Consider the following 21,111-nt stretch of genomic DNA (forward strand, 5'->3'; position numbering starts at 1 on the left):
TCGCCGACGGTTATGCCGCAATCTCCGGCAATCGCTACGCTCCACCGCCGTCGCCCTCATAACCAGCTTTCATGAGCAGCCGCGTGGCGGCGATTAGCCGCGCTGGGCACGCGGGCTATGGTCGCAGGCATGGCTGACTACGACCCACAGTTCGATTTCGACGCATCGCGTTATGTGCGGCCCGATGCCGTGCACCGCGCGGTCTATACTGACCCGGCGATCTTCGATCTGGAGATGCGGCGCATCTATGGGCGCGCCTGGCTGTATCTGGCGCATGAAAGCGAGTTCAAGGCGGCCGGGGATTATGTGGTGCGCCATATGGGCACACAGGCAGTGGTGCTGACCCGCGATGGGCAGGGCGAGGTCCACGCAATCTTCAACCGCTGCACCCACCGCGGCACCACCTTGTGCGCGTTCGACAAGGGATCGGCGCCGCACGGCCACCAATGCCCTTATCATGGCTGGATGTTCGAGGCGGACGGAGCGCTGCGCTTCATCCCGCATCACACCAATTACGATGGCGTGCTCGACCGTAAAGACTATGCGATTGAGCAAGTGAGGCTGGAAACTTATCGCGGCTTTATCTTCGGCAATCTGAGCGGCGATCGCGCGGGGCCGCTGGTCGATTTCCTTGGCCATATGAAAACGACGATCGACGATCTGGTCGATCGCTCCCCGACCGGGCAGGTTGAGGTCGGCCCGTATGCGCTGCGGCATTATTACCGCGCCAACTGGAAGATGACGTTCGAAAATCTGAACGACACCATCCACCCCGGCTTTGCGCATGCCGCGTCGGTCGTATCTGCCAAGAGCGTCGCCGCCACGCTGCCGCGTGACGCGGTGGTGCCGTCGCTCGGCATGATGATGGCGAACGGCAAGCCGATCCAGTTCTTCCAGGACCTCGACATGATCACCGCGCCGGGGGGGCACAGCTATATCGGTGGGCATATGGGCGCGGACTACACGCCCAACACGCAGGACGCCTATACCGCCGCGCTGATCGCCCATCACGGCGCCGAAAAGGCCCGGCAGGTCCTTTCGGTCGATCGGCACGTGATGATCCTTTACCCCTCATCCTTCTGGCATGCGCGCTATCAGACGGTGCGAATCCTGCGCCCAGTGCGCCACGACCTGACCGAGATGATCGGCTTTACCTTTCGCTTGGTCGGCGCGCCCGAGGAGACTTATGTCAACGCAGTGGAATATTGCACCGGCGCCAATTCGGCGGCGTCACCGGTCATTTCCGACGATCTGGAAATTTATGAGCGTGTGCTGCTCGGCAACGCCAGCGGCGGGCGGGACTGGATTCCCACAAGCCGCGCGATCAACGAGGATCGCGAGCGGACCAACGCCTATACCCGCACCCCGGCGACGTCGGAGGCCTATATCCGCAATCAGTTCGCTGCCTGGTCGCACTATATGGGGCAGGCATGAGCAGCCTGGTCGATGCGGTCAACGCGCTGATCCACCGCGAAGCGCGGTTGCTCGACGAACAGCGCTATGACGAATGGGTCGCGTTGTTCACCGACGATTGCCGATACTGGGTCCCGGTCAGCCCCGCGCAGCAAAGCCCGCGCGAAGGACCCAGCCATTTCCATGACGATATCCAGGTGATGAAGACGCGCGTCCACCGGCTGGCCAACCCGCGCGGTTTCGGAGCGGAACCGGCACCGCGGACGGTTCACATCATCTCGGGCATTGCGGTCGACGAAGACGGCGAGACTGTCATCGCCTCATCCGGGCAGATCATGCTCGAATATCGCAATCGCGACGGGTTTGAAGCCGATCAGCGGATTTTCGGCGGGCGCGTGACCCATCATTTGCGGCACACCGATGACGGCCTGCGGATCGCGCTGAAGCGCGTCGATCTGATCAATGCCGAAGGACCGTTCAGCGCCATGGCCGCACTGCTTTGAGCACGACCGCCCGATGAGCGCGACGCCCATCGCCTGGGTGCCTTATGGCGGCTATTGGTCGACGCCGTTCGTGCGCTGGCAGGGGGCGTTTGCCGAGCTGCACAGCCTGCGCTTTGCTGCCTGGACGGCCAAACGCGCGCTGGCAAAGCGGGCAATCGACACCAGTGCGATCGATTATGGCGTGTTCGGCTTCACCGTGCCGCAGCGCGGCAGCTTCTATGGTCTGCCCTGGCTGATGGGCGAGATTGGCGCGGCGGGCGTTGCCGGGCCAAGTGTGATGCAGGCCTGCGCGACGTCGGCGCGAAGCGTTGCCCTGGCGGCGCGCGAAGTGGCGACGGGATCGGCCGGGGCGGCGCTGGTGGTCACCGCCGATCGGGTATCGAACGGGCCGCATCTTTATTATCCTCAACCATCCGCCGCTGGCGGGACCGGCGAGGCGGAGAACTGGGTGCTCGACAATTTCGCGCGCGATCCGTTCGCCGGGGTCGCGATGGTCGAGACGGCGGAGAAATGCGCCGCGAAATGGTCGATTAGGCGCGACGAGCAGGACGAGGTGACGCTGCTGCGCGCCGAACAATATCAGGCGGCGCTGGCCGATAACCGCGCGTTCCATCGCCGGTTTATGGACTTGCCATTCGAGGTGCCTGACCCGCGCTTCGGCAAGATCGCCACAACGATTGAGAGCGATGTAGGCGTGCAGCCGATCAACCCCGACAAGTTGCGCGCGCTGAAGCCAGTGCGCGAGGGCGGTACCGTTACGTTCGGGGGCCAAACCCATCCGGCCGATGGCAATGCCGGGATGATCGTCGCGGGGCGCGAGCAGGCGCGGGCGCTGGCGGCGGACGGGCCGGAAATCGCGATCCTGGGCTTTGGCCAGGCGCGGGTGGAGCCGGCCTATATGCCCGCCGCGCCGGTGCCTGCGACCGCCCGCGCGCTCGACCAGGCAGGGCTTGCGGTCGGCAACATTGATGCGGTGACGTCGCACAATCCTTTCGCCGTCAATGATATCGTCTTTGCGCGCGAGACGGGCTTTCCGCTCGAGCGAATGAACACCCACGGCTGCTCGCTGGTCTGGGGGCATCCGCAAGGACCGACCGGGCTGCGCGCGGTGATCGAGCTGATCGAGACGCTGGCGTTGCGCGGCGGCGGACGCGGGCTGTTCCAGGGTTGTGCGGCGGGTGATAGCGCGATGGCGATGGTGATTGAGGTGCGCGCGTGACGCCGCTACCTGGGGGCTTGTGGGTGCCTAAGACGACCTGCGACCTGCTCAACCGCGCGGTAGCCGAGCTGCCCAAGGCTGCCGCGCTGATCGCCGGCGATGTGACGCTCAACTATGCCAACTACAGCCGTGCGGTCGACGTATTCGCTGCACGGCTGCTGGCTGGCGGCGCGGACGGCGGCACGGTCATCCTGTTGCTGCGCAATTCCATCGCCATGGCGATCGCAACTTTTGCCGTCCATCGTGCCGGTGCAGCCACGGCGGCGCTCAACCCCGACTATACCTCGCGCGAGCTTGCGCCCATGATTACAGACGCGGCTCCCGCTATCATTATTGTCCATGCCGAACTGATCGACCACGTTGCGCCCCTGCTGCCCGACGACGCCAAGGCGATCGTTATCGGGCAGGATCGGGATTTCGTCGACGAGCTGCTCGGCGCGCCCGAGGTTCGGCATCTGCCCGCACCGCCCTCCCCCGATGCCCTGGCGGTGATCCAGTTTACTGGCGGCACCACTGGGCGCGCAAAGGGCGTGGAGCTGACGCACCGCGCGGTTGCCACCAATATTGCCCAGCGCGAGGCGGTGCTGCCGACGGTTTTTGGCGACGAGAGCGTGCTGTGCATGATGCCCATGTTCCATAGCTTTGCTGCCGCGATGTGCCTGCACCTGACCGCCTATGCGGGCGGCACATTGATCATCCTGCCGCGCTACCGGCCCGACTGGGTCATTGACGCGATCGGCGCGCACCGGGTCACGCGGTTGCCGGCGGGGCCGACCGTGTTCAACGGGCTGCTGGCGTTTGACGGGCTGGAACAGGACCGCGTCGCCTCGCTGCGCTGTTGCTATTCCGGCTCCGCCCCGCTGGCGCGAGAGACGTTGGCGCGCTGGGAAGCGCGGACGGGGGCGCCCATCTATGAGGGCTATGGCCAAAGCGAGGCCGGCCCGGTGCTGACCTATCAGGGACCAGCCACAGGCCGAGTGGTGGGATCAGTCGGGCCTGCCCTGCCGCTGACCGAGCTGGCGATTGTTGATGCGCATGACCCCGACCTGCGCCTGCCACAGGGAGCGACGGGCGAGATCATCGCGCGGGGTCCACAAATCATGCGTGGCTATCGCGGCCAGCCGGAAGCGACGGCGGCAACCCTGCGTCATGGCTGGCTGCATACCGGCGATATCGGGCGGCTTGATGCTGACGGCGTGCTGTACATTGAGGACCGCAAGAAGGACATGGCGATTGTCGGTGGCTTCAACGTCTATCCTCGCGAGATTGACGAACATCTGATGGCGCATCCCGGCGTCGCCGCGGCAGCGGCGGTCGGCGTGCCCGACGCCTATCGCGGCGAAGTGATTGAGGCGTTCGTGGTGGCAACGCCCGGTGCCAAGCTGACGGAAGCAACGCTGGCCGATCATTGCGCTACGGGACTGGTCAAATACAAACACCCCGCGCGCATCCATCTGGTCGAGGCGTTGCCGCTGACCCCGGTCCGCAAGATCGACAAGGTCGCGCTGCGAGCGCTGGCGCTCGCGGGGAGAGTCGCCGATGTCGCTTGAGCAGGTTGATCGGCTGCGCGCGATGCTTCTGGCGCGACGCGGCGAGCAAGTGACGCTGGAGGAGCGCCGCAGCCGGTTCGAGGCGCAATGGGCGGCGCTGCCGCTGCCCGAGGACGTCATTTGCACGCCGGCCCACATCCGCGACGATTTGCATGGGCTATGGGTGGAAGCGCACGGCGGCCGCGCCGATCAAGTGCTGCTCTGGCTGCACGGCGGTGCGTTCATGCTCGGCTCGTCCGCTAGCTACCGTCATTTCGGCGCGCGGCTAGCGCGCGCAGCCGGCGTGCGTGTGTTGCTGCTCGATTACCGGCTGACGCCAGAGCATCCTTTCCCTGCTGCGCTCGAGGATAGCGCAGAGGCGATCGACTGGCTGGTGGAGCAGGGTGTCGGTCCGGCACATATCGCCGTTGGCGGGGATAGCTGCGGCGGTAACCTCGCCCTTTCAGCGCTCCAGCGGCGTTGGGTGGCGGGGCAGGCCCTGCCCGCCGCGCTGTGGCTGATCTCGCCCTATCTCGACCTGACGCATAGCGGCGCTTCAATCATCGACCGTGCCGAGCGCGATCCGTTCATCGATACATCCGGTATGCCGCAAACCGCTGCGCTGTACCTCGGGGGTGCTGCGCCAGACGATCCGCGCGCGTCACCATTGTTCGGCCCGGTCGATGGCCTGCCACCCACGCTGATCCAGGTCGGATCGGAAGAGGTACTGGTCGATGACGCGCAGCGGCTCGCCAATCGGTTGGACGATGTCGCTTTTCAGCAATGGGTCGGCATGATCCATGTGTGGCCCTTTTTTGCCGCGATGATCGATGAGGGATGTTGGGCGATTGCGCAGGGCGGTGCGTTTGTTGCGAAGTATTTAGTTTAAGCCTCAAATATATTCCTTGCGCTTATGACTGTGCGGCGTAAGCTGGCCGCTATGGAACTGCGGCAGTTGCGCCATTTCATTGAGATCGTGCGGAGCGCCAGCTTCGGCCAGGCGGCGGAAAAGCTGCACATCACCCAGCCTGCCTTGTCGAAAAGTATCCGCAACCTGGAACGAACCTTGGGAGTCCAGCTGCTCGAGCGGCATCCCGGCGGAGTGGTGCCGACCGACTATGGCACACTATTTCTGGACTATGCGACGCTAGTGACCACCGAACTAGAGCGCGCGGTTGAGGAAATTAACCAGCTGCGCGGCCGCGGCAAAGGGATGGTACGCGTCGGCGCGGGGGCAACGATGATGCAATATCTCCTGCCTCAGGCCGTCCGCGCTTTCGTGGAGGGCGATGCGGCGGGCAGTGTGACCTTCGAGCAGGGCTTACGCGCCGACCTGCTTGCGCGGCTGCGACGCGGAGAGATCGACATTGTGGTCGGATCGATCAATCCCGATCAGGTCGACGATGATCTGCGCCAGGAGCTGATCCTCGAGGACCGGATTGCGGTCGTTGCCGCCGAGGGACACCCGCTGGTTTTGCGACATGACCTGACCCTCGCCAATCTGGCACCCTATCGCTGGGTCCTCCCCGACGGGAATGAGGCCGAGACCGACCGTTTGGGCCACGCCTTTCGGCGGGCAGGGCTCCCTCCGCCACCCTGCGTGGTGCGCACCGCATCCTCGGTGTTCATGGCGTCGGTGCTCAAAGACAGCAGCTATCTGAGCTACCTCCCGCAAGCGTTGATCAGCATGGATCCGGACTATGCCCATCTTGTGCCGCTCGATCTCGCCGAACAAATCTGGCCGCGCGTTGTGGTAGGGGTCACTTATCGGCGCCGCGGCGTGATGCTGCCGCCTGTACGTCGCTTTATCAATCGCCTAGGTGACGTCGGCAGGAAGATGCAACAATTGTCCTGATGCCACGCGCAAAAAGGCGCTGCGTGCAGTTGCCACGTTTTTTGAAAGCGTCGACAAATGGAAAGCTCGGCTTACTATCGAGTACGCCTGGTCGCAATGTCGATGCGTATTCTAGGCTGTCCAACCTTTTGATTTATCTGCTCCTTCGTGCCCTCATTTGGATCCGAAAGGCGCATTGGGCCGTCCTATAAGTGGTCGGTTATTAGAAAAATCATAGCGACTTGAATGTGAAACGCTCGACACAGAGCAAGCAATTCGGACTCTGATAACTTCTAGACTATAGCGTATTTTGGGTGCCACTTATTTAAAAAAGCACCCAGCTTCCATTTGGACTATAACTCATATCGTAGCAAGACTATAGAGCAGTTATTGTACAAGTGAGATATTTATCAATTATTGAGAAATAACGACTTGAACAAACGATGATGTTTTGTGTTTATAGTTGAACAGGTATATTTATCTCTATTTGGCCATACTGCGCCGACTGATCGGCACTTCTATGCAGCTGTTGAGCTTGAGCCTATAGCTACGCCCATTACGAGCAATGCCGCTGATTGCGTCCTGGGCGACCCACCAAGAGCGATGGACTGGTAACCCGGAGTAGTCTAGTCTCTCGCTGAGCGTCGCGCATCCGCAACTGGACCAGTGCTCGGCCGCATAATGTGTGCACTCGGACATAATGGTCCTGCATCTCCAGACAGACTAGCGCGCCCCGCAGTACCCTAAATCGGTCTGTCACGATCCCCCGGTTGGTCATCAGGGCGTGATGCGAGCTTCCGGACTGCAGCTTCAGCGCCTTCTTCAAGAACCTGAGTGCGGCCTCCCTGTCCCGGTTCTTGGTGACATAGCTTTCTAGAATCTCACCCTCATGGTCGACCGCGCGCCAGAGCTAGACCATCTTGCCGTTGAGGTTAGCTTCGCCGCCCTCCAGGTCACATACATCTACTGAAGGTGTCAACGCCAATGGCGGAAGCCGCGCATGCGGCTCACCCGCTGTCGCGCCAGTTCGCCCGCGAATACCGGGCCAAACCTGTTCCACCAGAACCTTACGATCTCTTGGCACACGTCGGTTCCGCGCTCAAATAGCAGGTCTTCCACGTTCCGAAGTAACAGCGGGAATCGAATGTACATCATCACTACCAGCCGGGTCACCCCGGGCGATGAGGTGAACCTACGAAACGGACTAGGCGGCAGGGCTAGTGACTTACGCGGCATCCGCGACCGCTAGCAGGTGCCGCGTTCATCTGGCAGGGCCGTTTAGACATTTCATTAGCAGTCCGTCCAAAGTTTAGCGCCACAAAACTGTGATAAGAGTTTATGATTTTCGTAGCAATAAAGGCGCAGTGGCATTTACTTAGCGTAATATTCAGGCCTAGCTAGGGAAGGCTTTATCATTGCGCGAAAACCGCTGGTCCGGCGTCGCGCCGTCCAAGTCTCCGTTTTGGACTTAATATTCTTATGAGATCGCGAGTCGGGGGTCTTGAGAGGCTATGAATTAGCAAGTTACTGTTTGTCGTGGAGGTTTCTCTATGGTCGAGCAGGCAGACCTTTTCAGGGCCGAAGTTCTCGAAGCACCCAAGATGCGGCTGGAGGGCGAGGTGCTGCTTTCGCGACCGCTTAGGGCTCACCTGATCATCGGCCTCTTGACGGCTTCCGTGATCGGCTTGGCGGTTTGGATTACCCTCGGACGCTATGCTCGCACTGAGGTCGCTCGCGGCCAACTCGTCACCAATGCCGAGACCGCCAAGATAATTGCGCTCCATCCGGGCGTCGTTACGCGGATCCCGGTTGTCGATGGCGAGTTGGTCCAAAAGGGGCAAGTACTCGCAACTGTTCAGATCGAGCAGCGATATGCCCAGGATGCGCGCGCGACCCAAGATGGGCTTAGCGCAATCAAGGCGCAACAAGCGTTAAGCGCGCGCCAGATAGACGCCGCGCGAGCGCGAGGACAAAGCAAACGGCTGGGTTTCGATGCGACCATTACTAGCTCACGCGCGCAATATGCCGACGTACTGGGCGAGATTACGATCCAGACATAGCTAGTGAAAAACCTGGAGGGCGCTTACGACCGATATCGGTCTGTGGCCGAAAGAGGCTTTATTTCGCAAGTCGAGATGGAAAAACGCCAGCAAGAAATCCTCGTCGGTCGCCGGCGACTATGCGCCAGTAACCGTGATTTCTGCTCCTGACGTAGACATAGGAACCGTGGTTATGGCTACAATCCACAGTCACCCTTCTACGGGGGACGCGCAGCTTGACCTGACAAATCGCTATCCATCGGATAATCCGGGCGCAGCTGGTGACAATCAGACCGTGGATGCATTAGTAGGGCATGATTCCCGATCTGCTCCCGCTGATGAGTTCACACAGTATATCCTTGGACCAGACGGTGTGCTGCGAGAATTCAATTTAGCCAATGATCATATCACTAAGGAAAACGACAACAATCCTTGTAGCAGGTCCGACTTAACAGCCGATAGGAAGTGCTGCTAATAACAGGAGTGATCAGATGCTCGGAGCGTTATTTTTCGCATTGCCCAATTTTTTTCCATGCAGTCAGACCTTGTGATGGAGGGGCCAGCTCGTCAGATCACTAACGGGATCAGCTCGCCAGAAGGCATTATAACCTATGAAGATCTCAGGCTTCCAAATTATGAAAGTACAATGACGACAACATGCCTTACAAACAATTATGTCATTTCAATAAAGAACATCAGTTACAGTTCTTATCTTATGGCCGCATTAGTTAATGGACAGCCTACAAAATTTTCAGGACCAAGCGGTGATTTAGCCGATGCCTTAAAAAACGTCCATACCGCATCGGTTCGCACAGCCCAATGTGGGAAGGACGGCCAAATAAGCGTATTGCTTAATGGATACGATAGTCAAAATAGTACAAAGCCATTTGAACGGATTGTTTCTCTAAAGTTTTCGTCTTCAATTCCGTAAACACAGCTTGGCTATCAATCGCGAATGACATTCTATAGTTCTGATCTCCAATACTTACCGGCTGGGTATCGAATGGACACTTTTATCGTACACTCGGGCAGACACTAATCATTTAAATACCATTAGTGCAATGGGATTTACTATAAACATCGCGAATACGCATGTCGCCTAGTTGCGCCTGATATTTGGGCGTCCGCAGTCTATACAAATCAGAATACCGCGTGAACGCCATTCGGCAGCACCACATTAGTGAAACGGATTTGAGCGAAATTTAGCGAATAAGCAGCTCACTGACTTTAAGAGCTAAGTATATTAGCACCAAAATGCAGGAGATAGTGCGACTTATGCCATCGGGTTGGCTAATCGGCTTAGAGCGGCTGATGTTTAAGCGTAATTGGGCTACTGATCCGGCCGGCGTCCTACCCCTATTCGATATAAATACAAATTGGCCAAGTGTTGCTGGGATACAGAATAAAGAGTGCCCACACATTGCGACCCGGCCTCAGATCGAATACGGGCTCATCCGGCTATTCAACTTAATTGACGCTAGAAATCGGTTGCCGACAGCCGTGTTGGAAGCCTCCTCTATGTTAGGTGGAACAGGCGCCTTTGACGAACACTAGGGAAAGTACATGAACGGGCGTCAGTCGCCCAGGAAACGGTCGTCCGATCCATGTCGCGATTTCGCGCATATCGACAACGGCGCGCTGCGATTGGTCACGATCCGTGCGAAATCGCGTCTGGGCCTTTAGAAACTGTGCGCTCGATCGAGCGGGGCAAAAGACTTGATCGCCATGCGGTTGGCCATGAATGGATCGCCATGGGTATCGTTGAGGAGCGGCGTGGCACCGCAATCACGGACCAGGCGATCTTCGGAAGCGAATTGATAATCCTCCGAATTGCCGACGAAGCGCGGCAGATTGAAATATGCGCCCAGCTTGGTGACGAGCTGATGATCCGCCACAGGCGCAAACCAGTGAGCAAGATCGGCAAAATAGGAGGTGTCACGACGGATCACCCCGCCGCCTGCCCGACCGATCGCTGAAAGGGCGGCAATGATCCAGGCAAGCTCGGTCGGCTCGTGCACAACCCATGGCGAGGTCCGTTGATCCGCGACGGCGCCCCTCGCTACGGCGGACGTCATTGCTGAAAACATGAGCGCCGTACAAATCGACGGCGGTCGATGACGGCGCAAGCGGGTCGCGGAGATACTGCGCGATCTCGACAAGGTTGCCGTCGGGGTCATACGTCTGGATGAAGCGGCAGAAGCCCGGCGCCTCGACAATCGGTCCCGCGATCGGCACCCCACGCGCCTCGAGGTGCTCGATCGTCGTCGCCAGGTCCGCGGTGCTCAACACGATGTGGACGTTGCCGCTGACGGCATGCCCCGCGTCGCCGAAGATTGACAGGCGGATTGACCCCGCCCTCACGGCCAGCAGGTTGATCGCCGCCGTTTCCTGGAGGACAGGCAATCTTAGCTGATCGACATAAAAGGCTCTCGCGGCAGCAAGGTTCGTCACGTGAAGCTCCACATGGCAACCCTCCAGCAGAGCCGCGCCGGCGGTGCCTAGATCATTGCGCATGCACGGTCCCTCCCCGTTTCCGCGCCAGCATCGCAATCCAGGCAAGAATACCGGCATCATCGGTCATCGATCCGTCCCATGCTTCGGCAACGGGCCTGCCGCCCAAATCCTCCTTGCGCTGGCGGATGATCGAGATCGGCAGCCAGTAGCGCGCAAGGCCGGATGGCAAGGGCAGCGGTCCGGTAATCTCGCCATATTCCTCGTTCTGGCCCATTACCTCCCCAACATTGGTCCCGCCGAGCTTGATCAGGATATTCGCCGCGACGACGCAGGAGCTGAAGCATCCGGCATCGGTCAGGACGTAAACCGGGCCGCGATAGGCAGGGACCGGCGGCCGCTTGGGCGGTTTGACGGGCGCGTTGACAAAATCGGTGAACAGCTTCGCGTCACCATCGGGACTGGCGGCAACGCGGTCGGCGATCTTGGTCCAATAATCTGCAACATCTGCCATCGCTGGGCCGCCCGCGCGGAACTCCTGCGCGATCAGGCGCAGTCGGGCGACGGCTTCTGGCGAGGCACGGAAATATTTGCCGGACGCCGGCTCGGGCAGCGCATCGACCACAGAGTCGCCGAACAGGATGCGCCCGAACGTGCCGCCCCAGGTCGAGTTGCCACCGGCATTGCCGCGCAGATCGAAGACGACATAGGGCGCAGCCCGTAGTCTCGCCTGGTCTGCCTTCATCGCACGTTCGAGTACGCCGAGCGCCGCCTCGTCGCCGAACGATCCGATCTTGATGAGCGCTGCACCGTCCGGCCTGTAGCTGAGCGCGGTCGGCCGGCGCGGGATCGCGACGCGTTGCAACGGCGCAGCCATTTCCAGCAGCGCTGGGGTCGATCCCTCACGCCAAGCGAGTTTAACGTCCGTCGCCATCCCAGCATGATCGAAGCGGCAAGACTTGATCGGCGGTGGCGCATCGACATTGTAATCCACGAACAGCCGCCATGCCTGGCGGACGCGCTCCGGAAGCTTGGACCAGTCTGCTTCCCGAGCGTCGAGCCGATCCTTGAGCAGTGTATCGATCGGTACGCCATCACACGCGATGAGCCGGTCGCCGGTAGCCACGCCCGCGCCGTCCGCGACAGCAGCTGCGACATAGCCGCCGCCGCGTCCGTCGATCAGGAAGCCGGGCCATCGTACCCTGCTGGGTTGCGCATTGTAGCGGATGAAGGTGTGACCATCGCGGAATGACTGAATGTATGCTGCGACCGCTGATCGCCAGTCGAGGAAGGACCGGGCACGACCCGCCTCGAGCAATGCCGAGCGATAGGCTCCCTCCGTCTGCGCTTCGAAGCCGGGGTTTTGTGGGTCACGCATGCCGGGATGGATGGCGCGCACTTCGTCATGGATCTCGGTCACGTCGGCCTGAGCGAGGGCGGCCCAGGAGCTCGCCGGATCGTCGGCCGCCATTGCCCGGGTCGGCAGCGACAGCATCAGGGCAACCAACAATAAGCTTGGCTTCAAAACGTCAGTCTCCTCATTCGGATGGGCTTTCGTTCCGGCAGGTTGATCGCGACCGCCAGCCGAATTACGCCAATGGGCAGATGTAATTCGTGAATGGGACCGAATTTCGGACGAGTGACATGACGGTTACGGCGTTGGCACTTTCCCGGACATCCGGGAATCTCGACTGGCGGTGGTCCAATCTCCTGAGATTAGTGATTCTGGCTGTGGCCGCCGGCTTGATGCTCGGGATTCTTGGGCCCTTCGGCACCTACGCTTCGATGGATGGGGTCGAGCGGTTGCGCTTCTGGTCGGTGGTACTGCTCAGTGCCGCGATCCTGCATATCCCAGCACTCTGGTTGGCCGACCAGTCGGGCGCGGCAATCAGTGCGCCGACCCTGTTTCGACTGTCCATTGCAACGATAGTTGCGGCGGCCTCAACTACCCCGGTCATCGCGGTCGTGATCGCGACGCTGAACCATGCGACCAGGCTGCCCGAATTTGGCCGACTGTTACCGTTCGTGCTCGCGATTAGCGCACCAATGCAGATATTGAGTTACGCCGTGCTGCGTCGGTCAGGCCAGCGCCGAGAAGAGCTTGCGCCACTGCCAGGGGCTACCGAGCAGGAAGTAGCACCGGTCCAGACGGTGCCCGACGCGCCGCCCTTGCTTCAGCGTCTACCCCCTGCATTGCGTGGTGCGCTGATCTGCCTCGAGATGCAGGACCATTATGTCCGGGTCCATACGTCGGTTGGCAGCGCACTTGCCCAAATGCGGATGCGTGATGCGGAACGCGAGGCCGAGCCCGTCGCAGGGTACCGTGTCCATCGGTCATGGTGGGTTGCCGAGGACGCAATCAGCGGCGTCACGCGTGATGGGCGTAGCTACGCGCTCAAACTCAACAATGGCATGGTGGTGCCCATCAGTCGGCATCGCATTGCAGAATTGCGATCGGCTCCTTTTTTACGCGAACGTTAAACGGGCGCAGCGAAATTACCGAACTCGATAGAACTTACATTAAGGTCGGCTCTCAGCCATATGATTTTGGCTCAAGTGAGCGATGAAAGCAACGAAACCAACTGCCGATAGTCTGGCGCCCGCGCCGACGTGACTAATCCGCACGCAAGCTTCGCGAGGCACGAAAATCATCCTTTCAGGGCCCGTTTTGGACGGTATCGACTTTGTGTCGGCAAACGACTGCCCTGACACGCAGCTCGACTTACAACGATATCGACCCCCGATTCTGATACACAAACCATGACGCGGAGCGTTGCAGAATCGGGGGTTGATGGATCATTTTTTCAACCAATCTTGTCGATGGTCTCGATCTCAGCGGTCTTGCCGTCCCAGCGGAAGGTGAAGCGCACCTTGTCGCCGATCCTCAACCCCTTCGTCTGGGTTGTGCCTGCGTTGAACCCCATCGTCATCGCAGGCCAGTTGAGCTCGGCAATCGGCCCGTGGCTAAGGCTGATCTTGCCGGTGGTGGCGTCGATCGCGGTGATGGTGCCCTCACCCGATGCGGTCTTGGGCGCCGCCATGGTGGCGCTGGCTTGCGGGGCAGACGAGGCATTCGGCTGATTGCCGCAGGCGGCGAGCACCAGGACGGAACCGAAGCTGGTTACAGTAGTGAACTTCATGCGACTTCTCCTTCAATCAAGCGACTTTTGCGAGCACGATGGCGCTGCATCAGCAGATAGCCCGCAGGGATGACGAGCATCGACAGGAGCGGCGCGGTCACCATGCCGCCGATCATCGGCGCGGCAATGCGGCTGGTGACTTCCGATCCGGTGCCGGCGCCGACCAGCGCCGGGAGCAGGCCGGCAAGAATGACCGCGACGGTCATCGCCTTCGGGCGCACGCGCAACAATGCGCCTTCGCGGACCGCTGCTTCGACGTCGTCGGCACGAGGCGCCGGGCCGCGCTCGGCGAGCGCATGCTTCAGGTAAATCAGCATCACTACGCCGAACTCCGCCGCAACACCTGCCAGCGCGATAAACCCGACCGCCGTCGCCACTGACTGATGATAACCGAGCAGCCAAAGCAGCCAGAACCCGCCCGTCAGTGCAAAGGGCAATGTCGCCATGACCAGCAACGCCTCGTCGAACCGCCCGAACGTCACATAAAGCAGGATGAAGATGATCAGCAGCGTGGCGGGCACCACCAGCGTGAGCCGCTCGCGGGCGCGAGCGAGATATTCGAACTGGCCGGTGAAACTGACACTGATGCCCGGCGGCAGTTTCACGTCGCGGTCGATGACCCGCTGGAGATCGGCGACGATCGAGGTCAGGTCACGCCCACGCGCATCGACATAAATCCACGTCACCGGGCGGCCATTCTCGCTCCGGAGCATCGGCGGCCCTTCGCTGGTCGAGATGCGCGCGACGGTGCCGAGCGTCACCTGCTGCCCGCCCGGCGCCAGAAAGCGCAGATTGCGCAAAGCGTCCGCGCTGTCGCGCAACTCGCGCGGATAGCGGACATTGATGGGATAGCGCGCAAGCCCTTCCACTGTCTGCCCCACCGTCTCCCCACCGATCGCGCTCGAGACGATCGACTGGACATCGGCGACGTTCATCCCGAAGCGCGACGCGGCAAAGCGATCGATGTCGACATCGATATAGCGGCCGCCGGTCAGCCGCTCCGCCAGCACCGACGACACGTCGGGCACCGTCTTCGCGACCGTTTCGATATGGCGCGCGGTTGCATCGATCTGGGCGAGATCGGCCCCCGCCACCTTGATGCCGATGGCGCTCTTGATGCCCGTCGACAGCATGTCGATGCGGTTGCGGATCGGTGGAATCCAGAAATTAGCGAGGCCTGGCACCTTCACGGCATGATCGAGCGCGTCGACCAGCTTTTCGGGTGTCATCCCGGCGCGCCACTGGTCGCGCGGCTTGAAGCGGATCGTTGTCTCGAACATCTCCATCGGGGCGGGGTCGGTTGCGGTTTCGGCGCGGCCCGCCTTGCCGAACACGCTGTCGACCTCCGGCACGGTCTTGATCAGCCGGTCGGTCTGCTGGAGCAATTGCGCCGCCTTGGCGGTCGAAATACCCGGGAGTGCCGAGGGCATATAGAGCAGGTCGCCTTCGTCAATCTGCGGGATGAACTCGCCACCCAGCTGCGTCAGCGGGAACAGGCTGGTCGCGAACACGACGCCCGCGATTGCGAGCGTGCGCTTGGGGTGTACGAGCACCCAGTCGAGCGCTGGGCGGTAGAGCCGCGTCAGCACCCTGTTGATCGGATTGGCGCCTTCGGGCGGAATGCGCCCACGGATGAGCCAGCCCATCAGCACCGGCACCAGCGTGACCGAAAGGATCGCGGCGGCGGCCATCGCATAGGTCTTGGTAAAGGCGAGCGGCGCGAACAGCCGGCCTTCCTGCCCCTGCAGCGCGAACACGGGCAGGAACGACAGCGCGATGATCATCAGGCTGAGGAACAATGCCGGGCCCACCTCGGTCGCCGCCTCGGCGATGATCGTCCAGCGCCGGCTGCCTGTCGGTTCGTGGTCGTCGTGCGCGTGGCGCCAGCGCTCGAGATGCTTGTGCGCATTCTCGATCATCACCACCGCCGCGTCGACCATTGCACCGATCGCGATCGCGATGCCGCCGAGCGACATGATATTGGCGTTGATGCCCTGCGCGCGCATGACGATGAACGCGGCGAGGATACCGAGCGGCAGCGTCACCACCGCGACCAGCGCCGACCGCGCGTGCCACAGGAACAGCGCGCAGACGAGCGCGACGACGATGAATTCCTCGATCAGCTTGGTCGTCAGATTGTCGACCGCACGCCCGATCAGCGCCGAGCGATCATAAGTCGGGACGATCTCGACTCCCCGCGGCAGGCTGGCCTTGAGCGTTTCGAGCTTGGCCTTGACCGCCGCGATCGCGCTGCGGGCGTTGGCCCCCGATCGCAGCACGATGATGCCGCCCGCGACTTCGCCCTCGCCGTTCAGCTCGGCAACGCCGCGCCGCATATCGGGGCCGACCTGCACGCTGGCAACGTCGCCGAGCGTTACCGGCACGCCGCCGCCGACCATCTTGATCGGTAGCGCGCGGAAATCGTCGAGATTGGCGAGATAGCCGCTTGCGCGGACGATATATTCGGCCTCGGCCTGCTCGATCACCGAGCCGCCGGCTTCCTGATTGCCGCGCCGGATCGCGTCGATCACGGCGTCCTGCGGGATACCGTAGGCGATCAGCTTGTCGGGATCGAGCACGACCTGATACTGCCGGACCATGCCGCCGACCGTCGCGACCTCGCTGACGCCGGGGATCGTCTTCAGCTCATAACGCAGGAACCAGTCCTGCAGGCTGCGCAATTGGGCGAGGTCGTGCCGGCCGGTGCGATCGACCAGCGCATATTCGTAGATCCAGCCGACGCCTGTAGCGTCGGGACCCAGCTCGGCCTTGGCGCCTGCCGGAAGCTGCCCCTGGACTTGGCTCAGATATTCCAGCACGCGGCTACGCGCCCAGTACAAGTCGGTGCCGTCCTCGAACAGGACATAGACGAGGCTGTACCCGACGAACGAATAGCCGCGCACCACCCGCGCGCCGGGCACCGATAGCATGGTTGTCGCCAGTGGATAGGTGACCTGGTTTTCGACGATGCGCGGCGCCTGGCCGGGGTAGTTGGTGCGGATGATCACCTGCACGTCGGACAGGTCGGGCAAAGCGTCGATCGCGGTCGAGCGGACCGCAATCACGCCCGCTGCCGCAACCAGCACGGCTGCAAGCAGCACCAGGGCGCGCTGGCCGATCGACCAGCGGATGATGGCCGCGATCACGGCTTGGGGCTCATTGCCGTGGCGCCGATCGGACGGACCGGAATGCCCGTCAGGCTCGCTTCGGAATCGAGCAGGAACTGCCCCGAGGCGACGACCTTCTCGCCCTCGGCCAGGCCGGCGAGCACTTCGGTCTGCCCGCCGCTCTCGCGGCCGATCTGGACTTCGGCGGGCTGATAGCGCCCGTCGCCCGCAGCAAGCATGACCAATGTGCGCTTGCCGGTACGGATCACCGCTTCGCTCGGGATCAGGAGCGCGCTACGGCTGCCTTCGCCGAGCGCCACCCGCGCGAACATGCCGGGGCGCAGTCGCAATCCCGGATTGGCGAGCTCGACGCGCACCGTCACCGTCCGGCTGTCGCTCTGCGCGGTTGGCAGGACCGCCTGGACACGGCCCGGAAACTGCTCGTCCGGAAACGCCGCCAATGTCGCGGTGACGCGTGCGCCAGGCCGCACATCGCCGATCCGCGCTTCGGGCACCGCCGCGTCGAGCCAGACCGAACCGAGGCCCACGACGCGCGCAAGCGGCTGGCCCATCGCCAGTGTCATGCCGGGGCGCACGTCGAGCGTGTCGATCACGCCGCCTATAGGGGTCGTCACCGCCGTTACGTCATGCATACGGCCGGTCTTCGCGACGGCATCGATCAAGCCCGATGGCATCCCAAGCAGGATCAGCCGTTGCCGCGCCGCGCTTGCCAGCGCCGCATCGCCGGTGCGGCGCACCGCCAGATATTCGCGTTGCGCGCCGCCCCAGTCGGGCACCAGCAAATCGGCAAGCGGCGCGCCTGCCGGCACGAGGTCGCCCGGCGCGCGACTGTAGCCGCGCTGCACGAAGCCGCCGCTCCGCGCCTGCACGATCGCGACGTTACGCTCGTTGAAAGCAATCGTGCCCGTCACTTCCTGCAGCGTCGCGAGCGTATCGCGATGCGCGGCGACGATCCGCACACCCAAATTCTGCATCGCCGCTGGATTGATGGTGACGGCAGGCGCATCCGCCGGGCCCGAGCTGCTGCCGCCCCCATCGGCATATTTGGGCACCAGCTCCATATCCATGAAGGGCGACTTGCCCGGCTTGTCGAACTTCTGGTTCGGGAGCATGGGATCGTAATAATAAAGCGGCTTGCGTCCCCCCGCCGCATCGACCGCGGTCGCCGTCCCGCCGGCCCCGCCGTTGTAGCGGCCTGCGCCAAAGCCGATCAGCGCCACCACCGCCAGGGCGGCGGCGAGCTGCGAAGCTTGAAGCGAATTCATCTTCATGGCCGTTCCTCCCCATAGGTCAGCGTGATCCGCACGCCGTCGCGCGCGACCTCGGCTTCACGGTCGAGCAGGTCGATCTCCGTCTCGGCAAGCGCGATGGCGGATTGCAGCGCCGTGCTGAGGTCGGCGCGACCGGCGGCATAGCTCGCACGATCGAGCTCGGCACGCTGCTGCGCCAGCGGGAGCAGCGTTGCTCGGGCCCGATCGAGACGTTCATGGTGCATCTGGTGTTCGGCCAGCTCACTCTCGAGCGCGGCGATGACCTCACGCTCGGCATCGGCACGCTCGAGCCGGGCGCGTGCCATCTCGCTGCCTTTTGCGGCAATCACCGGGTTCTGCCGCTTGCCGGGAAATAGCGGCAGATCGATCTTCACCCCCAGCGAGAAGAGATTGCCGTAGCGCGGCTCACGGTTGCCCACCGAGCCACTCACTTCCCAATCGGGATTCTTTGCTGCCTGTGCCAGCCGCACGTCGGCGGCGGCTTGGCCGACCGCTGCGTCCTTCTGCTGGAGCACCGGCAGCCTAGCGACGGCCGCGCGCAAGCGGCTTGGGTTTGGGGTGAGGTCGGGGGCAAGCCCGGAAACTTCGGGATCGGCCTCGCCGGTCCAGCGCGTCAACATCGCGCGCGCTGCCGCGATACGGGCGACTTGTGCGCTGCGGCGATCGGCCAATTCGGCCTTGAGCCGCGCCGGATCGATCGCCTCGGCGGGGCGGATACGCCCGGCGGCAAGACGCGCGGGTGCCGTCAGGGCGAGATCGTCGATGCGGCGGTCGAGGCGGTCGAGAATCGCCAGCTGCCGCTCCGCATAATAGAGGTCGATCCACGCCGTGCCGGCGCCGACGCGAACACGGCGGTGTTCGGCAGCGGCGTCCGCATCGGCGGCGCCGATATCGGCCGTCGCGCGCGCGGCCCGGGCGCGGCGCTTGGCGATATTGGGCACTTCCTGGCTGAGGCCGAGCACACCCATCGTGAAATTGTCGCTGTTGAACTTGCCGGCATCGGGGCCGGTAAACGGAAAGTCCTGCAGCTTCACTTCCAGCTTCGGGTCGGGCAGCCGGTCGGCGGCAATGGCGGACGACCGCGCGGCGTCGGCAGTGGCGACGCGCGCCGCGATGCTCGGGGCGTCGGCGTCGGCCTTCTGCAACGCCTGCTCGAAGGTCAGTGGTCCGGCCAGCGCGGGTGTCGTCCACAATGGCAGAAGCGTGATGATCGATCTGTAGCGCATGCCCTTTTCCCTCAAGAGCTAAAATCCTGGACAGGCCGCCATGGTGGGGGCGTGTCCCCCCGATCGCTCGGCGATGATGGAACCGCGCCCCGGCATTCGCCGCACGCGGTAGCGGTTAAGGCTAGCCAACCTTGCCGTTGGCGGACGCGGCGTCGGCCACGTGATCGACGGCGATGGCAGCGGCGTCCGGTGCGGCGTCGGTGACGGCGGAAAAGGCAGCGGGAACGGCAAGCCGGCCGTGGAAATGACGGGTCATGATAAGGTCCTCGATCGAGGCGGAACCGCCCATCCGGGACGGGCCGCATCGGTTGTCTGATCTATTGGCAGTATCGCGCAGCAGCGCCGCGCGATCAGACGATCGGTCGAGGAGGTCGGTCTATGCTGCCGGCAAGCACCGACAAGATCAGGCGATGGGCCGGGACGACCGGCCTGGTGGCGGGCCAGAAATCGGCGTGCGCCGACTCACCCGGCAGGGCAATCAGCGCCGCCGCGCCCGTCGCGTCGCAATCGTGCAGGCAGACCTTGTGTCCATCGCGGTGTTTGCCATCATGATCGTCGCAACAGGGCATCGCATGATCGTGGTGCATGGCGGTCATTGCCGCGTGCGTTGGCATCGACATCGGGCAGGGCATCGGGGCGGCAGACACCGTCGTCGCTGCCGAGAGCGCGAAAAATGCCAGAAAGAAGATGCAAAGCCACCGCATGAGATGGTGACCGTATCAGATATCGGCGCGCTTACATATACCTGCCGATGCCACATGGACGAGATCGCACGGCTTGGGGAAAGACGGCAACATGGTTTCCAATCGCGCGGCCTGAACTACTTGCATCTAACCGTATGGCAGATCGGTGTCGCATGTCGCGGCGGCACGGCAAGGGCTGGTCTTCAAGAGGCATCTAGGGACGACGTTGCGACTCGTCCATGCGGATGGGTCGACGGCTCGCGCCGTCCGAACACATGGGGCGAGACAATGACCGTCCGCTTGCTGGCGAGGATGTCCGCTTTCGCTGCTACCAATATTTCGAGATCGCGCGAAACTGGTCGATCGCTTGCTGGGGGCCTTCGCCCTCCTCGGCATGAACCAGGCAATGATCAATGTGGTCGTTGATCAGAGCGCGCTTCGCGCTGGCGATCGCATTTTCCACTGCTTGCAGTTGCTGTGCGATGTCGACGCACGGTCGCTCAGACTCGATCATCCCAACAATGCTGCGAAGATGCCCGGCGGCCCGGTTCAAGCGCTTGACGATCGCGGGATGATTGGGATGTGCGGTGTGGGCCATTTGTCGCCTTTTTCCATGAATTCGAAGAACTGTCGAGAAATATCCCCCAGGGGGATAGACAAAGTATCCCCCTTGGG

Annotated in this window: 21 protein-coding genes and 2 pseudogenes; 11 read left to right on the forward strand and 12 right to left on the reverse strand. The window is 62.3% G+C overall.

Annotation, left to right across the window (positions count from 1 at the left end; genetic code table 11):
- Positions 1-129 precede the first annotated feature (129 nt).
- The 7 genes and pseudogenes from ACLB0R_RS06775 (at position 130) to ACLB0R_RS06805 (ending at position 6,519) form a co-directional block, all read left to right on the forward strand.
- Positions 130-1,434, forward strand: coding sequence for an aromatic ring-hydroxylating oxygenase subunit alpha (locus ACLB0R_RS06775; RefSeq protein WP_416642518.1), 1,305 nt, complete (start codon positions 130-132; stop codon positions 1,432-1,434).
- Entirely contained in the window at positions 1,431-1,916 is a 486-nt protein-coding gene (locus ACLB0R_RS06780) for an aromatic-ring-hydroxylating dioxygenase subunit beta (RefSeq protein ID WP_416642519.1), read from the forward strand. Before ACLB0R_RS06775 ends, ACLB0R_RS06780 begins: the two co-directional genes overlap by 4 nt.
- Before the next feature lie 13 nt (positions 1,917-1,929).
- Positions 1,930-2,670, forward strand: a pseudogene (locus tag ACLB0R_RS06785) (thiolase family protein); the annotation flags it as partial.
- Between the two features lie 45 nt (positions 2,671-2,715).
- Entirely contained in the window at positions 2,716-3,135 is a 420-nt protein-coding gene (locus ACLB0R_RS06790; RefSeq protein WP_434953828.1) for a hypothetical protein, read from the forward strand.
- 23 nt (positions 3,136-3,158) lie between these two features.
- The gene (locus tag ACLB0R_RS06795) at positions 3,159-4,685 is read left to right on the forward strand and encodes an AMP-binding protein (RefSeq protein WP_416642520.1); all 1,527 of its coding nucleotides are present in this window, start codon (positions 3,159-3,161) and stop codon (positions 4,683-4,685) included.
- Positions 4,675-5,553, forward strand: a complete 879-nt coding sequence (locus ACLB0R_RS06800; RefSeq protein ID WP_416642521.1) for an alpha/beta hydrolase — start codon at positions 4,675-4,677, stop codon at positions 5,551-5,553. Before ACLB0R_RS06795 ends, ACLB0R_RS06800 begins: the two co-directional genes overlap by 11 nt.
- 51 nt (positions 5,554-5,604) lie before the next feature.
- A complete protein-coding gene (locus tag ACLB0R_RS06805) occupies positions 5,605-6,519 on the forward strand; it encodes a LysR family transcriptional regulator (RefSeq protein WP_416642522.1) in 915 nt (304 codons plus the stop codon).
- A 462-nt stretch (positions 6,520-6,981) separates the two neighbouring features.
- Here the strand turns inward: ACLB0R_RS06805 and ACLB0R_RS06810 are convergent, their stop codons facing one another.
- Together ACLB0R_RS06810 and ACLB0R_RS06815 are read right to left on the reverse strand one after the other, a co-directional pair.
- Positions 6,982-7,197: a LytTR family transcriptional regulator DNA-binding domain-containing protein gene (locus tag ACLB0R_RS06810; RefSeq protein ID WP_416642523.1), complete on the reverse strand. Its 216-nt coding sequence runs from the start codon at positions 7,195-7,197 to the stop codon at positions 6,982-6,984.
- A 25-nt stretch (positions 7,198-7,222) separates the two neighbouring features.
- Positions 7,223-7,734, reverse strand: a pseudogene (locus ACLB0R_RS06815) (DDE-type integrase/transposase/recombinase); the annotation flags it as partial.
- A gap of 314 nt (positions 7,735-8,048) precedes the next feature.
- On the opposite strand from ACLB0R_RS06815, the gene ACLB0R_RS06820 reads away from it, so the two are divergent.
- Positions 8,049-8,558: a biotin/lipoyl-binding protein gene (locus tag ACLB0R_RS06820; protein ID WP_416642524.1), complete on the forward strand. Its 510-nt coding sequence runs from the start codon at positions 8,049-8,051 to the stop codon at positions 8,556-8,558.
- Between the two features lie 511 nt (positions 8,559-9,069).
- Positions 9,070-9,468 (forward strand): hypothetical protein, encoded by a 399-nt coding sequence (locus ACLB0R_RS06825; protein ID WP_434953791.1) that lies wholly within the window; start codon positions 9,070-9,072, stop codon positions 9,466-9,468.
- 748 nt (positions 9,469-10,216) lie between these two features.
- Here the strand turns inward: ACLB0R_RS06825 and ACLB0R_RS06830 are convergent.
- From ACLB0R_RS06830 to ACLB0R_RS06840, 3 genes are read right to left on the reverse strand one after another with little or no spacing between them, the layout of a single operon-like run.
- On the reverse strand, positions 10,217-10,486 hold the full coding sequence (locus tag ACLB0R_RS06830; protein ID WP_416642525.1) for a hypothetical protein: 270 nt from the start codon (positions 10,484-10,486) through the stop codon (positions 10,217-10,219).
- Positions 10,473-11,051, reverse strand: a complete 579-nt coding sequence (locus ACLB0R_RS06835; protein ID WP_416642526.1) for a VOC family protein — start codon at positions 11,049-11,051, stop codon at positions 10,473-10,475. The genes ACLB0R_RS06830 and ACLB0R_RS06835 overlap by 14 nt, the downstream gene beginning before the upstream one ends.
- On the reverse strand, positions 11,041-12,495 hold the full coding sequence (locus tag ACLB0R_RS06840) for a S41 family peptidase (RefSeq protein WP_434953792.1): 1,455 nt from the start codon (positions 12,493-12,495) through the stop codon (positions 11,041-11,043). The genes ACLB0R_RS06835 and ACLB0R_RS06840 overlap by 11 nt, the downstream gene beginning before the upstream one ends.
- A 137-nt stretch (positions 12,496-12,632) precedes the next feature.
- Here ACLB0R_RS06840 and ACLB0R_RS06845 point away from each other — a divergent pair, with 137 nt between their 5' ends.
- A complete protein-coding gene (locus ACLB0R_RS06845; RefSeq protein ID WP_416642528.1) occupies positions 12,633-13,469 on the forward strand; it encodes a LytTR family DNA-binding domain-containing protein in 837 nt (278 codons plus the stop codon).
- Between the two features lie 323 nt (positions 13,470-13,792).
- Here the strand turns inward: ACLB0R_RS06845 and ACLB0R_RS06850 are convergent, their stop codons facing one another.
- The 6 genes from ACLB0R_RS06850 to ACLB0R_RS06875 all read right to left on the reverse strand — a co-directional run bounded on the left by ACLB0R_RS06850 (position 13,793) and on the right by ACLB0R_RS06875 (position 20,340).
- The gene (locus ACLB0R_RS06850) at positions 13,793-14,128 is read right to left on the reverse strand and encodes a copper-binding protein (RefSeq protein WP_416642529.1); all 336 of its coding nucleotides are present in this window, start codon (positions 14,126-14,128) and stop codon (positions 13,793-13,795) included.
- On the reverse strand, positions 14,125-17,274 hold the full coding sequence (locus ACLB0R_RS06855; RefSeq protein ID WP_416642530.1) for an efflux RND transporter permease subunit: 3,150 nt from the start codon (positions 17,272-17,274) through the stop codon (positions 14,125-14,127). Before ACLB0R_RS06855 ends, ACLB0R_RS06850 begins: the two co-directional genes overlap by 4 nt.
- Positions 17,271-18,527 (reverse strand): efflux RND transporter periplasmic adaptor subunit, encoded by a 1,257-nt coding sequence (locus ACLB0R_RS06860; protein ID WP_416642531.1) that lies wholly within the window; start codon positions 18,525-18,527, stop codon positions 17,271-17,273. The genes ACLB0R_RS06855 and ACLB0R_RS06860 overlap by 4 nt, the downstream gene beginning before the upstream one ends.
- Positions 18,524-19,753 carry a TolC family protein gene (locus ACLB0R_RS06865; protein WP_416642532.1) on the reverse strand — a complete coding sequence of 410 codons (1,230 nt, stop codon included), beginning with the start codon at positions 19,751-19,753 and terminating at the stop codon, positions 18,524-18,526. Before ACLB0R_RS06865 ends, ACLB0R_RS06860 begins: the two co-directional genes overlap by 4 nt.
- A 121-nt stretch (positions 19,754-19,874) precedes the next feature.
- A complete protein-coding gene (locus ACLB0R_RS06870; RefSeq protein ID WP_416642533.1) occupies positions 19,875-20,009 on the reverse strand; it encodes a hypothetical protein in 135 nt (44 codons plus the stop codon).
- Between the two features lie 94 nt (positions 20,010-20,103).
- Entirely contained in the window at positions 20,104-20,340 is a 237-nt protein-coding gene (locus ACLB0R_RS06875) for a hypothetical protein (protein ID WP_434953793.1), read from the reverse strand.
- On the opposite strand from ACLB0R_RS06875, the gene ACLB0R_RS06880 reads away from it, so the two are divergent.
- Complete coding sequence (locus ACLB0R_RS06880) at positions 20,339-20,467, forward strand: hypothetical protein (protein WP_416642535.1); 129 nt, start codon at positions 20,339-20,341, stop codon at positions 20,465-20,467. The genes ACLB0R_RS06875 and ACLB0R_RS06880 overlap by 2 nt on opposite strands.
- Positions 20,468-20,764: 297 nt before the next feature.
- On the opposite strand, the gene ACLB0R_RS06885 is transcribed toward ACLB0R_RS06880, so the two are convergent.
- The gene (locus tag ACLB0R_RS06885) at positions 20,765-21,034 is read right to left on the reverse strand and encodes a metal-sensing transcriptional repressor (protein WP_416642536.1); all 270 of its coding nucleotides are present in this window, start codon (positions 21,032-21,034) and stop codon (positions 20,765-20,767) included.
- Between the last annotated feature and the right edge of the window lie 77 nt (positions 21,035-21,111).

Source organism: Sphingomonas sp. GlSt437, from assembly GCF_048015635.2.
Lineage (GTDB): Bacteria > Pseudomonadota > Alphaproteobacteria > Sphingomonadales > Sphingomonadaceae > Sphingomonas.